The organism is Pseudoneobacillus rhizolycopersici (assembly GCF_054786815.1).
Map to the genome: position 1 here is coordinate 118,336 of NZ_JBTOOE010000003.1, position 13,047 is coordinate 131,382.

A 13,047-nucleotide genomic window follows, 5' to 3' on the forward strand; every position below is an offset into this window, starting at 1 on the left:
TAGGGGGTAACAAGGCTTATGAAGAAAAACACCTTTAAAATGCTATTGACTGCGCTACTTGCCATCAGCATGTTCCTTGTTGGTTGCAGTAACAAAACAAATCAAAGCAGCGACGACGGCAAAAAGGAACCGAAACAAGAAGAAGCAACACCTAAGAAGGACACACTTGTGTACGGACGTGGCGGGGATTCCGTTTCTCTTGACCCAATCACTACTACAGAAGGGGAAACTTTCAAGGTAACGGAAAACATTTATGAAAACCTTGTCACTTTCGGTGAGCAGGACACAACGATTCACCCAAGTCTTGCTGAAGACTGGACAGTAACAGAAGATGGATTAACTTATGAATTTAAGCTTCGTCAAGGTGTTAAATTCCATGATGGAACTGACTTTAATGCAGATGCGGTTGTATTTAACTTTAACCGCTGGATGAATGGTAATGAAGACCAATTCCCTTACTACACAATGTTCGGTGGCTATAAGGGAGAGGAAGGTCATGTTATCAAAGAAGTCTCAGCAGTTGATGACCATACGGTTAAATTTGTGTTAACTAGACCACAAGCTCCATTCTTAAAGAACTTAGCTATGTCTCCATTCGGTATCGCGAGTCCGGCTGCTGTTGAAAAATATGGGGATGATTTCCGAAAAAATCCAGTTGGAACTGGACCATTTAAATTTGTAAGCTGGGTTGAAAATGACACAATCACTTTAGAAAAGAACCCAGAATACTGGCAAAAAGGTTTACCAAAGCTAAACAAAGTTATTTACCGTGTGATTCCTGAAAACACGGCTCGTCTAAACTCTCTTGCTGCAGGAGAAATTGATGTGATGGATGGATTAAATAACTCTGATGAAGCAACCGTTTTAGCAAATCCAGACCTACAAGTAATCGAACGTCCTTCCATGAACGTTGGTTACATTGGTTTAACAAATACACACAAGCCGTTTGATAACAAGCTTGTTCGTCAGGCTATCAACCATGCGATTGATAAGCAAGCTCTAATTGATGCATTCTATGGTGGTAAAGCTGAGCCAGCTAAAAACCCAATGCCACCAGCAATTTCAGGTTACAATGATGACATTGAGCCATACCCTTACGATTTAGAAAAAGCAAAAGCATTATTAGCTGAAGCAGGCTATGCAGACGGATTTAAGATTGATCTTTGGGCAATGCCGGTAGCACGTCCATATATGCCTGAAGCAATGAAGGTTGCGGAGGTTATCCAAGCTAGCTTGGCTGAAATTGGTGTAACGGCTAACATTCAATCTGTTGACTGGGCAACTTATTTACAAAGAGCTAAAAATGGCGAGTTTGATATGTTCATGTTAGGTTGGACCGGTGACAACGGGGATGCTGATAACTTCATTTATACATTATTAGATAAGGACAGCATCGGAAGTAACAACAGTGCAATGTATAGCAGTGATGAGCTTCATGAAGTGTTAATTCAAGCTCAAACAGAAACAGATGAAAACATACGTATTGAGTTATACAAAAAAGCTCAAGAAATTGTCCATGAGGACGCTCCTTGGGTTCCATTAGTACACTCTATTCCATTACTAGCTGCACATAAGGATGTATTAAATTACAAGCCGCATCCAACTGGTTCAGAATGGTTATTAAATGTAGAGTTTGCAAACTAATTTTATAAAAAATGCCTGCAAGGGGAGGGGTCAATCCCTCCCCTTGTTGACTATATTATTTGACAAAAAGTAGGTGGAGAGCATGTTTAATTATACGGTCCGCCGTTTGTTTTCATTAATACCGGTACTGTTTGGAATGACCCTAGTTGTATTTGCGATTATCCATGCCATTCCTGGAGATCCAGCACAAGTCATTCTTGGTCAGCGAGCAACTGCGGATTCAATTGCAGCATTAACGAAGCAATTAGGGCTGGATCGACCTTGGTATATCCAGTACTTTGAATACTTAGGAAACCTGCTGCAAGGTGATTTAGGAATCTCACTTCGGACAAGGGGTCCGATTAACGAGGAGATTTGGCCGTTTTTAGCAGCGACATTTGAATTAACCCTAGTGGCAATGATTATTGCGGTTATTATTGGTGTTAATGCCGGCATCATTAGTGCATGGTTTTCGAAATCATGGTTTGACTATGTTGCGATGGTCATTGCGTTAATTGGTGTATCGATGCCTATCTTTTGGTTAGGATTGATGCTGCAATGGGCTTTTTCTATCGAATTAGGTTGGTTACCTACGACTGGAAGGAATAATGTTCGGGATCCGATTGAGTCTATAACCAATTTATACTTAGTTGATACGTTAATACAGGGCCGATTTGATCAATTTACGATCGCATTTAAGCACATCATTTTACCAAGTGCTGCGCTGGCGACAATACCAATGGCAATCATTGCACGGATGACACGGGCAACCATGCTTGAGGTTATGAAATCGGATTATATACGGACTGCAAGAGCAAAAGGTTTAAAAATGTTTTGGGTTGTCTACAAACACTCATTAAAGAATGCAATTATACCCGTTTTAACAGTTATTGGTTTACAAACTGGACTTTTATTAGGTGGAGCGATTCTAACCGAGACCATTTTTGGTTGGCCGGGTATTGGAAGATATATTTATGACGCGATTAATTATCGTGATTATCCAGTTATTCAGTCTGGAATCTTAATTATCGCAGCGATTTTCGTATTAATTAACTTAGTCGTGGATTTACTCTACGTCGTGGTTGATCCAAGAATTAAATACAACAAATAGAAGGAGGGGACGGTTGTGGCAGAACTGGTGAAAAAACAGATTGACATTAAGGCAATACCAGTTGAAGAAGAAGAAAAGCTATTACCTCCTTGGAAGGAAGCATGGCTAGCTTTTTGTAAAAATCGAATTGCCCTTGTTGGTCTGGCGATTGTTCTTCTTTTCATTTGTATAGCCATTTTGGCGCCGTTGATCGCACCATACGAATTTGATAAGCAAAATTTAAAGGAGCGATTCATAGCTCCTTCAAGTGAACATTGGTTTGGTACAGATGACTTTGGTCGAGATATTTTTTCTCGAGTCGTCTATGGGGCAAGAATTTCCCTATGGGTTGGATTTTTCTCAGTGCTCGGATCAGTGATTTTTGGAACAGCCCTCGGAATTATCGCAGGATATTATGGTCGTTGGGTGGATGCCATCATTTCACGAATTTTTGATATTATGTTAGCTTTTCCTAGTATTCTCTTAGCTATTGCTGTTGTGGCGATTCTGGGCCCATCTCTACAAAATGCTTTAATAGCGATTGCCATCATTAATATTCCAAACTTTGGACGATTAGTACGCTCCAAGGTATTAAGTGTTAAGCAGGAAGAATACATTATGGCAGCACGAGCAGTGGGTATGAAGGATTCAAGAATTCTCATGCGTCATATTTTACCGAACAGTATTTCACCTGTTATCGTTCAGGCCACATTAGCGATTGCAACGGCGATTATCGAAGCAGCAGCTCTAGGGTTCCTTGGAATGGGCGCACAGCCACCAGCACCGGAATGGGGGAAAATGCTATCTGATTCGAAAAACTACATTATGAACGCACCATGGACACTATTTTTCCCGGGGATGGCCATTATGCTGACTGTTTTAGGATTTAACTTAATGGGTGACGGTTTACGTGATGTGCTTGATCCGAAAATGAAACAATAAAAAGGGACTCTTTGGGGTCTCTTTCATTTTTGATTGTATTTTATTCCGAATTTTTAGTATTATGAAGGTAATTACTATAATAAAATGTGGAAGTGTGGTGTCGCTCATTCAACCGAGAATTTTAATCGCTGAGGATGAGGAAGTTTTACGTGATTTGCTAGTTAAATATTTTCGTAGGGAAAATTATTTAATTGAAGAAGTCGATAATGGTGTCGATGCAGTAGAAAAAGCTATGATCAATGAGTATGATTTAATTATTCTTGATATATTAATGCCTAAGATGGACGGATTGGATGCACTGCAGGAAATAAGAAAGACAAGGGAGACACCTGTAGTTATTTTATCTGTAAAAGGCGGCATTTCCGAGAAGCGGGAAGCCATTAAAATGGGGGCAACGGATTATATTTTGAAACCATTTAGTCCCTCTGAATTTGTGAAAACAATTAAAGTAATTTTGTCTTCAGGGATGACCTAAAGACCGCTAAGCTTTTAATTAAGCTTTAAGCGGTCTTTTATTTTTTTTATTTGGATAAACTTGTAAAATCATTTGCATAATAAAACCATATTGATTTTTATTGAGGTGGAATATGGGGCTTATTCATGTCATTCAGCAAGTGCGTGCAGGTTTATATGATGATTTAGTTAGCGGGAGGAACGGGGAGGATAGTTGCCGAGATTGCGATGGTTTAGGCTATTATTATGATGGTTTTGAACTTTCGTTTATCAACAACTTTCATAAATGCGATAGCTGTAATGGCAGCGGAATTTGTTGAGAGAAAAGCAAAAAAAAGCTATTTACAATTAAGCTTCCCGGGAGTATGATAATGTTCATTCATAATTCCAAATCGCTTAATCCGTATGGAACGGGGGAACCAAACTGTGATCTTACTTGGTCGCTTGGGGTGAATCCTTGGTTTATCACTAAGGTAGGGCTACTCAAAAGGCCCGAATCCGTCAGCTAACCTCGTCAGCGTTTATTGAGGGAAGGTGCAGCTAATGAGACATGTGATGTAATGTCCACTAGGGCTAGACTTTGCCTTAGTGGGCATTTTTGGTCTGTAAAAATTGTTAGTACTTTTGAATGATGAGGTGTTCCATCTATGCCATCCACTATAAAGCGGATTCTCATTGGCCGTCCATTAAAGTCAAATGCACTTGGTGAACAAAAGTTAAATAAGTTTAAGGCGTTAGCCATTTTATCTTCAGATGCTTTATCTTCGGTTGCATATGGACCGGAGCAAATCTTGCTGGTCTTAGTTACGGTAAGTACGCTTGCCTATTGGTATTCGCTGCCAATTGCACTGGGGGTCTTAGTGTTATTGACAGCTTTAATCTTATCGTATCGGCAAATTATTTATTCATATCCACATGGTGGTGGAGCTTATGTTGTCTCAAAAGAAAATCTCGGTGTGAATCCTGGTTTAATTGCTGGTGGTTCGCTGTTGGTCGATTATGTTTTAACGGTAGCCGTAAGTGTTTCAGCTGGAACGGATGCCATCACCTCAGCAGTACCTGCCTTACATTCGCACACTGTCATCACTTCGTGCCTATTTGTTGTTTTTATTACTATCATGAATTTGCGTGGAGTCACGGAGTCAGCTTCCTTTTTAGCTTACCCAGTTTATTTGTTTGTATTGTCGTTAGCTATTCTAATCGTTGTTGGTCTTTATAAAATGGTAACAGGGCAAATATCACCGGAAATGCATGCCCCAATGGGAACACCAATTGCAGGAATCAGTTTATTTCTCTTACTAAAAGCTTTTGCCTCCGGAAGCTCCGCATTAACGGGGGTGGAGGCCATCTCCAATGCCATTCCAAATTTTAAGGACCCTGCCCCAAAGAATGCGGCTAAAACGTTGGCAGCGATGGGCGTGTTGCTAGCCTTTATGTTTTCAGGAATCGTTTTGCTAGCTTATTTTTATGGAGTATCACCGAAAGTGGAGGAAACCGTTGTTTCACAAATCGCTTCGGCAACCTTTGGAAGAAATATCGTCTACTACTTTATTCAAGGGTCTACGGCGTTGATTTTAATATTAGCAGCAAATACAGGGTATTCAGCGTTCCCAATGTTGGCCTACAGCTTGGCAAAGGATAAATATATTCCAAGAATGTACACGATTAGAGGTGATCGCCTTGGGTACTCCAATGGGATTATCACTCTGGGAGTTGCTTCGATCTTTTTGATTATCGCCTTTCAAGGACATACTGAGCAATTAATTCCGTTATACGCAGTCGGGGTGTTTATCCCGTTTACCCTTTCGCAATCGGGAATGGTTATAAAGTGGATTCGTGAAAAGCCTAAGGGATGGGTATGGAAACTATCTGTGAACTTTACAGGCGCATTCATTAGTTTTATTGTTTCGCTCATGTTTTTTTTAACAAAGTTTACCCAAGTGTGGGCTGTTTTAGTTTTTGTACCAATCATGGTCATTATTTTTCATCGTGTTAAGGGGCATTATGAAACAGTCGGGGAACAGTTGCGAATAAGTGCAGATGAGCCAGTAAAGGCAATAGAAGGGAACGTCATTATTGTTCCTGTGGCGGGAATAACGAAAGTGGTCGAAAACTCCATTAATTATGCGAAGTCGATCACCGATCAAGTTATTGCTGTATATGTTGCCTTTGAGCGTGAGGATCAAAGGATTTTTGAGGAAAAGTGGAAGAAATTCCATCCAGAGATAAGACTAGTTACTCTACATTCCCAGTATCGAAGCCTACTACATCCGTTAACGAAATTTATCGATACGGTAGAACACAAGGCAAGTGAATCTGGTTATTGGGTGACCGTTCTTATACCACAGTTTATCACTAAAAAAAGCTGGCACAATATATTGCATAACCAGTCGAGTTTATTAATTAGGACATATTTAATTTTTAAAAGAAATATTGTAATCGCAACAGTACCATATCATTTTAAAAAATAGCCAAGAAGTAAAGCGGGGACCATTCAATTGGCCCCTGTTTTATTTTGTATAGCGATTTGCGTAGGTTGAAGCAACAAAGGCATTTGGTTTAATTTTCGGCTGGAGTCCCATAGATTCGATTCTCTCGACCATTTCGCTTACAAATGCACTAGTCTTGTTCCGCTTCCCTAATCCTATATCTATATGACCCTCCATCGTAAAAGAGGACCCTTGGTAAATATAAGGGAGGATAAGGTCAATCAATTCTGTTTTCCGTTCCTCTGAAAACATCGCCACAATTTCCTCGGTTAGGCTCAATTCCAATGATATCCGTTCATGTAAGTGTAGCATTTTTCTCGGGATGATGACCCTTCGGATACATGCCCAAACGCCCTTTCCCTCATTTTGAATGACAATTCCGGTTATAAAAACAGTATGCTTCCGATGTACTTGTGAATCAGTTCCAACCATAAGCCGAAAATTCCCAACAGGGTTCAGCTTGATAAATTTTTTAATCCTTTCAAAAACATCCTCAAAACTCATGTTTTTATCCTGAAGGTTTTGAAAATAATAGTCGATCATTTGATAGCACCACAGCTTTCCATTAGCCTTTCTAATATTTTATGGAAAGGGTATGGCCGTCGTGCTAAATGTTGCGGAAAAACTAGTCTAGGATAACATTATCTTTTTGAGTGCTGGCAGCTTTATCATATTTAAAAAACCATCGATGAGACCATTTGGCCATATAGAGGGTAAGAAAGATGGTAATCCAAGAGACATACCACGCCCAATGGACGTAAGTAACTAAATCGGTATATTTTTCAATTAAAACTTCTGGAATAACAAGGCCAGTGGTAAATATTGTGGAATAGACAAATCCAACCACCTTCCGGCTTGATTTCGGGTAAAATAGGACAAAAAATGCCGATATAACAGGATAGACAAAGAATTCAAAGGTGAAGCTTGTTTTATTGACAGAAGCTAATTCACGATAAGGATATTCTAGTAAGCCTAATTCGACCGTTATTAAACCTAAAAACCAGGTAAAAAATTGCTGAAATAAAAAAATAATACTCGCCTCTCTCAAACGTTTTTTAGGTAAATAAACGACTGAAATGAGGGTTATCCCCCAAACGGAATAAAGCATGGTAAGATTTGATATCATCATCGATCACCCGACTTTTTGTAAAGTTGTTTTTTTCAACAGCCACTGGACATATAGTTTGCAGAGCCAAAGTTCAACTGTAAAATTAAAGTAACTTCGAATAAGTGCGTTTACACTTACTTTAGATAATAAATTTGTGTATTTCCCGAGTAGAAACATAATTAGAATAAACCCGGAAACAGAAAAAAAGTAATGCCAAGCTCTTCTGAGTGATGTGGCTCTTTCAGGGAACCATTTGTAAAATAACACCGCTGCAGTAGGATAAACCAAATATTCCATTGTAAAGCCAATCTTTGTCGCATTAGGGAATAAACGGATTGGAAATGAAAGTAGATCAAAGGCTGTTAAAGTAATACTAAAAAGCCAGGTTAAGGTTTGAAAAATGAAAAAAACGGCGATAAATTCTCGAATTCGATAGCGAGGGACAGTTATTAATAGTATGAAAGGGCAAATAACCCATAATGCCAAAATGACCAAATAGTCGAAACTCATAGAATCCCCCCTTAATGAAATAATATGAGCAATACTTGTTTACAATATTCGACAGAACGCTATTTTTAATAAAAAAAGACTCCATGAAAAAAATGGAGTCATAGTGTAGTTCTATTCTCTTGTTAGGCGAATAAATTCTTCAACATCTTTTACGGATAAGGCAACGCCCTTTTCCCAGAAAGATTCTTTCGTAATATCTTCACCCAGATGCTTCATGGCTAAATCTTCAGCGGTCATAGAGGCTGTATCACGCAGTAAAGCCATGTATTTTTCCTCGAATCCTTCACCTGATTCTATGGCTTTCGCATAGATGCTGAGTGAGAATAAATAGCCGAATGTATAAGGGAAGTTATAGAATGGTACATAAGTAATATAAAAATGTAACGTCGATGCCCAAGTTCTTGGATCATACTCCTCTAAAGCCCCCGCATAAGCTTCCTCTTGAGCCTGTACCATTAATTCATTTAGTCTAACTGCGGACACCATTCCCTTTTTACGTTCTTCATAAAATCTTGTTTCAAAAAGGAAACGGAAATGAATTCCCATAAAGAAAGTGATACTGCGCTTAATTTTTTCTTCGAGAAGGTAAATTTTCTCCTCATTGGATTTAACTTCTTTCACTGCAGCATCAAAGACAATCATTTCGGCAAAGGTGGAAGCCGTTTCTGCGACATTCATCGCATATTGACGATTTAGACCATGAACGGGACGCATAGCATAAGAATGGAAGGCATGGCCTAATTCATGGGCTAAGGTAGCCATATTGCCAATCGTACCACTATAGGTCATAAAAATTCTTGATTGTTCCGATATTGGAAGTCCAGTACAGAATCCACCGACGCGTTTGTTTGGACGGTCCTCGGCTTCAATCCAGCCATCTTCAAAGGCTTTCTGAGAGAAGTTTTTCAGCTCGGATCCGAATTGACCAAAATGTTTTAAGATAAATTCGGCTGATTCCTGGAAGGAAATTTTTTGTGTACTCTTAGAGATAGGCGCTAGCATATCTTGATAGGACAATTTCTCTTTACCAAGTAATTGAGCTTTTTGATTTAAGTATTGAACAAATGGTTGCTTATGTTTGGAGATAGCGCCCCACATAGCATCTAGAGTTTCTTGCTTCATTCGGTTATATTGAAGGGGCTCTTTTAGGACATGATCCCATCCGCGTTTTTTATACACTTGTAGCCGGAATCCGGCAAGGTGATTAAGAATTTTAGCGAAAAGATCTTCTTTTTCTTTCCAGGCGGAATCCAAGGCATCGTAGGCTTGTTTCCTGATGGTTTCGTCTTGATTCGCTTTTAAATTATTAGCTTGTCCAACCGATAAAAGTTTTTCTTCTCCGTCTAATTGGACTTTTACTTTCATATCCCCAACAACAGAATTGTATAAATTTCCCCATGCCTCGTACCCGTCGGAGGTTAGGGCGGTAATAATCGCTTCCTCTTCTTCGGAAAGCTTTTGTCTGGATTGGTCACGCCATTCATTTAAGACAAACTGAAACGGTTGGAGAGATTCGGTTTCTAATAGTCCGCTCCAAACATTATCATCCGTTTTGGTTAAGGTTTTTTGTACTTTTTGCATAGAGGTATTAAAGCGGGCTTGATGTGTTGTAACCTCACCCTGCAGCAAAGACGCCTTTTTGTCAGTTGTATTTTGTGCTAACAAGCAGCCGATAAAGGAACGGGCTTGTCCAATATGGTTTCTTATATTTGTAATTTCTTCTAGGATTGCAGCAATCTGAACAGCATCAGCAATGGATTGTGGTACTTGAAAGTTCTGCACATTTTGTTCAAAGCTTGAAAGTATTGGTACTAATTGATCTAAGTGCTCACGAAGCTGTGGAGATTCACTCCCGCCTGGGAATATGACCTCCAAATCCCATACTTCGGGATACATAACCTTTGTCATCAAAAGATCCCCCTATATTTTTAAAAATTTCTGAATACATCAACTAGTATATCATACACTCCATGTATTTCGGTATTCTAAATATTTTCATTCCCCTATTAAACCTAAATTCCCCAATATATCCCACAAAAAATGAAAGAGGAAAAATTACATCGAGAGTCGAAATAATAAATGATTAGTATTAAGGTAAAATGTGAAGGGAGAAAATTTTATGAGTAAACCTATATTAGTTTATCGAGGCGAGTATTTAGAAAGTACACATGAAGTCCATATTGCTGTCGTCGATGCGGAAGGGAACCTATTGTATTCATATGGTAACCCGGACCGTTTAACATTTCCACGTTCTTCAATGAAACCATTCCAAGCTGTTCAACTTCTAGAGACAGGGGCAGCAGATGCTTTTCATTATTCAGCCGCTGAAATCTCTTTAAGTTGTGCTTCACATAGCGGGGAGACATACCACCGGAGCACTGTGTTAGATATTTTAAACCGTGTTGGACTTGAAGAAGACCACCTTCAATGCGGAACCCACATACCGAGGGATATGGAGAGTTATAAACAACTGATTCGCGAAGGGAAGGAGCTTACACCTGTATTTAGTAATTGCTCTGGCAAACATTCGGGGATGTTGGCATCTGCCGTTCATATGAACGAAGATGTTTCCAGCTATCGGGATATCCATCACCCTTTACAGCAGCGAATCCTGGAGGTCATCGAGGATGTCTGCAGTTTTCCAAAAGAGCAAATCGAAATCAGTGTGGATGGTTGCGGGGTTCCCGTTCATCAATTGCCCCTACGAAACACGGCACTTGGCTTTGCACGGTTAGCTAAGCCTGAAGTTTTTTCGAATCGAAATAGGGCAGAAGTATTGAAAACGATTCGCGATGCAATGATCAAGCATCCAGAAATGGTTGGGGGAACCAATCGTTTTGATACTGATTTAATGAGAGTGTATAATGGTCGCTTAGTAGCTAAAGCAGGGGCTGAGGCAGTTCAATGTATTGGCGACCTTGAAACAGGTATTGGTATTGCGATCAAAGTAGAAGATGGTAGTCCCCGTGCAACTAGTGTTGTGGCTATGGAAGTGTTAAGACAGTTAGGAATTGGTGATGAAGAGTTGTTTACAAAGTTAGATGAATACGTTCATGCACCCGTACTTAATGCACGCAATGATAAAATTGGCGTGATAAAGGCGAATTTTCAACTTGAAAAAGCTGCTGTCCAATTAAGCTAATAAGTAGAGACACACCTTATGTCGGTGTGTCTCTTGCTAATTTTTCATTTCTCGAGATTTTCCTCACTGACGCTTCATTACTTCAAAATTATCAGACATTCTTGTCATCAATGCCGCCATTTGAGCGCGGGTTGAGTTTGCTCCCGGACGAAATGTCCCTTCCTTATAGCCTGTAAGAAAACCTTGTTGGCTAATGGCTAAGATATTATTGTAATGGCTATTATTGGGTGTGACATCGGTAAATGGGCTTATCTCATCTGAAGGGGCTGCATATTTGAAAATATTATTAAGCATCGATGCCAATTGTGCCCTTGTGACTGGAGCATTTGGGTCGAAGCGAGTTGGACTAACCCCTCTAACCATGCCAAGCTCTCTGGCCACTTCAATTTCCCTCCGAGCATTATGCTTTACTGTATCCGAGAATTGGTAATTAGAAGGCGTTACGTCTTCGTATCCAAGGGATCTTACTAAAATTTGAGCAGCCTGTGCTCTTGTGAGCGAAGACCCTGGAGCAAAAGAGGTGTTCGTTCGTCCGTTCATCCAGCCTTTTGTGGAGACATGCATAATCTCATTTTCCGCCCAAAATCCATTAGGGACATCGGTGAAAAATCTTTGATTTAGCCAGCGGGTGTAGTAATCCCATGTATCCTCGGTTTCATGATATAGCGCCCAAGATCCTGTCCCTTTAATTTGGTATTTGGTCGGTAGACGGAGCTTTGCTTTTAATGAACGTTCATTTTCATACCAAATCACATAGTTTCCTTCGGTGAGTTTTAATGTGCCGACAAATTCGTATTGATTTTTCGGAATGGTGAATGTTGCATATGGAGTTTGAGATTTTTCCTCAAAATAATACGTTCCATTGAACTTGCTGACAAGTGGATTAACCCGTGTACTAGAAAGTCCTCGTCCAGTTACTTGATGCCCTTCCGTTGTAGGTCCGTCTAATTTCCATAACCGCCCATAAAAAGGCATGCCATAGACAATTTTATTTTTGGGAACACCTTGATTGATTGCATACTGAATCGACCGTTCTGAAAATGACAAACTGGCAACGGGACCAATCGGGCTATCTGGGGCCTCCCAGCTTTCGTCATAGGCCATAATCATTAAATAATCGGCATAATTGGATAAGGTTTTATAATCGTAAAAGCCGTGCCAGCCAGTTTTATAGTTATTTGGATTCGCCGCAACAGATACCGAAACTTCCTTGGCTTTAGGAATCTTTTCCCTAAGAAGTCGGATAAACTCATTATGGTCATTTCGATAATCTGCTCCTACCCCTTCAATGTCGACATTAACTCCATCCAGATTATATTGTTCAATGGCATCAGCGATGTCACGGGCAAGTTTTTCACGATTTAGTAATCCGTTGATTCCGGCTGTCCGATGCCAATGGTTGGCTAAGAAGGGGACAACCTTTACGCCACGTCGATGCATTTCATTGATAAAGGATGTTTGCAATTTCCAGGTAACTTCTAATTCTCCCTTGTCATTTACATCGAAATAATTGGGGGAGACAACGTGTAAGCTTCCTTTTGTTTTATTCACCTGACCTACATAGGTGCTTGGGCTTCCAAAATAAATATAGGACATATTAAATAGTCCTGAATTTGCATCTATTTCTGAATAGGATGACGGGAAAAGAATCAATCCGAATAGAAAGAGGCTAAGGATGAATTTTTTCAAT

Annotated in this window: 12 protein-coding genes and 1 riboswitch; of the genes, 7 read left to right on the forward strand and 5 right to left on the reverse strand. The window is 39.8% G+C overall.

The annotated features are described in order from the left end of the window. Positions 1–18 precede the first annotated feature (18 nt). From ACX9YW_RS04980 to ACX9YW_RS05005, 6 genes are all read left to right on the forward strand, one after another. Positions 19–1,644 carry an ABC transporter substrate-binding protein gene (locus ACX9YW_RS04980; RefSeq protein ID WP_460342709.1) on the forward strand — a complete coding sequence of 542 codons (1,626 nt, stop codon included), beginning with the start codon at positions 19–21 and terminating at the stop codon, positions 1,642–1,644. Between the two features lie 82 nt (positions 1,645–1,726). Then, positions 1,727–2,734 carry an ABC transporter permease gene (locus ACX9YW_RS04985; protein WP_460342712.1) on the forward strand — a complete coding sequence of 336 codons (1,008 nt, stop codon included), beginning with the start codon at positions 1,727–1,729 and terminating at the stop codon, positions 2,732–2,734. Positions 2,735–2,773: 39 nt separating this feature from the next. Next, positions 2,774–3,655, forward strand: a complete 882-nt coding sequence (nikC, locus tag ACX9YW_RS04990; protein ID WP_460343228.1) for a nickel transporter permease — start codon at positions 2,774–2,776, stop codon at positions 3,653–3,655. A gap of 97 nt (positions 3,656–3,752) precedes the next feature. Next, positions 3,753–4,130 (forward strand): response regulator transcription factor, encoded by a 378-nt coding sequence (locus ACX9YW_RS04995; RefSeq protein ID WP_460342715.1) that lies wholly within the window; start codon positions 3,753–3,755, stop codon positions 4,128–4,130. 112 nt (positions 4,131–4,242) lie between these two features. Next, the gene (locus ACX9YW_RS05000; protein WP_460342718.1) at positions 4,243–4,428 is read left to right on the forward strand and encodes a hypothetical protein; all 186 of its coding nucleotides are present in this window, start codon (positions 4,243–4,245) and stop codon (positions 4,426–4,428) included. Positions 4,429–4,491: 63 nt separating this feature from the next. Next, positions 4,492–4,644, forward strand: a riboswitch (cyclic di-AMP (ydaO/yuaA leader). Positions 4,645–4,755: 111 nt separating this feature from the next. Continuing rightward, positions 4,756–6,579, forward strand: a complete 1,824-nt coding sequence (locus tag ACX9YW_RS05005) for an APC family permease (RefSeq protein WP_460342721.1) — start codon at positions 4,756–4,758, stop codon at positions 6,577–6,579. Between the two features lie 39 nt (positions 6,580–6,618). On the opposite strand, the gene ACX9YW_RS05010 is transcribed toward ACX9YW_RS05005, so the two are convergent. From ACX9YW_RS05010 to ACX9YW_RS05025, 4 genes are all read right to left on the reverse strand, one after another. Further along, the gene (locus ACX9YW_RS05010) at positions 6,619–7,140 is read right to left on the reverse strand and encodes a ribonuclease H-like YkuK family protein (RefSeq protein WP_460342724.1); all 522 of its coding nucleotides are present in this window, start codon (positions 7,138–7,140) and stop codon (positions 6,619–6,621) included. Positions 7,141–7,222: 82 nt separating this feature from the next. After that, positions 7,223–7,726 (reverse strand): CBO0543 family protein, encoded by a 504-nt coding sequence (locus ACX9YW_RS05015; RefSeq protein WP_460342727.1) that lies wholly within the window; start codon positions 7,724–7,726, stop codon positions 7,223–7,225. A 3-nt stretch (positions 7,727–7,729) separates the two neighbouring features. Continuing rightward, positions 7,730–8,215, reverse strand: a complete 486-nt coding sequence (locus tag ACX9YW_RS05020; protein WP_460342730.1) for a CBO0543 family protein — start codon at positions 8,213–8,215, stop codon at positions 7,730–7,732. A gap of 111 nt (positions 8,216–8,326) precedes the next feature. Further along, positions 8,327–10,123 carry a M3 family oligoendopeptidase gene (locus ACX9YW_RS05025; RefSeq protein ID WP_460342733.1) on the reverse strand — a complete coding sequence of 599 codons (1,797 nt, stop codon included), beginning with the start codon at positions 10,121–10,123 and terminating at the stop codon, positions 8,327–8,329. A 211-nt stretch (positions 10,124–10,334) separates the two neighbouring features. Here ACX9YW_RS05025 and ACX9YW_RS05030 point away from each other — a divergent pair, with 211 nt between their 5' ends. Further along, a complete protein-coding gene (locus ACX9YW_RS05030; protein WP_460342736.1) occupies positions 10,335–11,357 on the forward strand; it encodes an asparaginase in 1,023 nt (340 codons plus the stop codon). A 63-nt stretch (positions 11,358–11,420) separates the two neighbouring features. On the opposite strand, the gene ACX9YW_RS05035 is transcribed toward ACX9YW_RS05030, so the two are convergent. Further along, entirely contained in the window at positions 11,421–13,046 is a 1,626-nt protein-coding gene (locus ACX9YW_RS05035; RefSeq protein WP_460342739.1) for a glycosyl hydrolase family 18 protein, read from the reverse strand. Between the last annotated feature and the right edge of the window lies 1 nt (position 13,047).

Bases quoted from the DNA above. Each gene is read 5' to 3' on its own strand.
- ACX9YW_RS05005 (WP_460342721.1), top strand. From the start codon at position 4,756: ATGCCATCCACTATAAAGCGGATTCTCATTGGCCGTCCATTAAAGTCA.
- ACX9YW_RS05030 (WP_460342736.1), top strand. From the start codon at position 10,335: ATGAGTAAACCTATATTAGTTTATCGAGGCGAGTATTTAGAAAGTACA.
- ACX9YW_RS05010 (WP_460342724.1), bottom strand. From the start codon at position 7,140: ATGATCGACTATTATTTTCAAAACCTTCAGGATAAAAACATGAGTTTT.
- ACX9YW_RS04985 (WP_460342712.1), top strand. From the start codon at position 1,727: ATGTTTAATTATACGGTCCGCCGTTTGTTTTCATTAATACCGGTACTG.
- ACX9YW_RS04980 (WP_460342709.1), top strand. From the start codon at position 19: ATGAAGAAAAACACCTTTAAAATGCTATTGACTGCGCTACTTGCCATC.
- ACX9YW_RS05000 (WP_460342718.1), top strand. From the start codon at position 4,243: ATGGGGCTTATTCATGTCATTCAGCAAGTGCGTGCAGGTTTATATGAT.
- ACX9YW_RS05015 (WP_460342727.1), bottom strand. From the start codon at position 7,726: ATGATGATATCAAATCTTACCATGCTTTATTCCGTTTGGGGGATAACC.
- ACX9YW_RS05025 (WP_460342733.1), bottom strand. From the start codon at position 10,123: ATGACAAAGGTTATGTATCCCGAAGTATGGGATTTGGAGGTCATATTC.
- ACX9YW_RS05020 (WP_460342730.1), bottom strand. From the start codon at position 8,215: ATGAGTTTCGACTATTTGGTCATTTTGGCATTATGGGTTATTTGCCCT.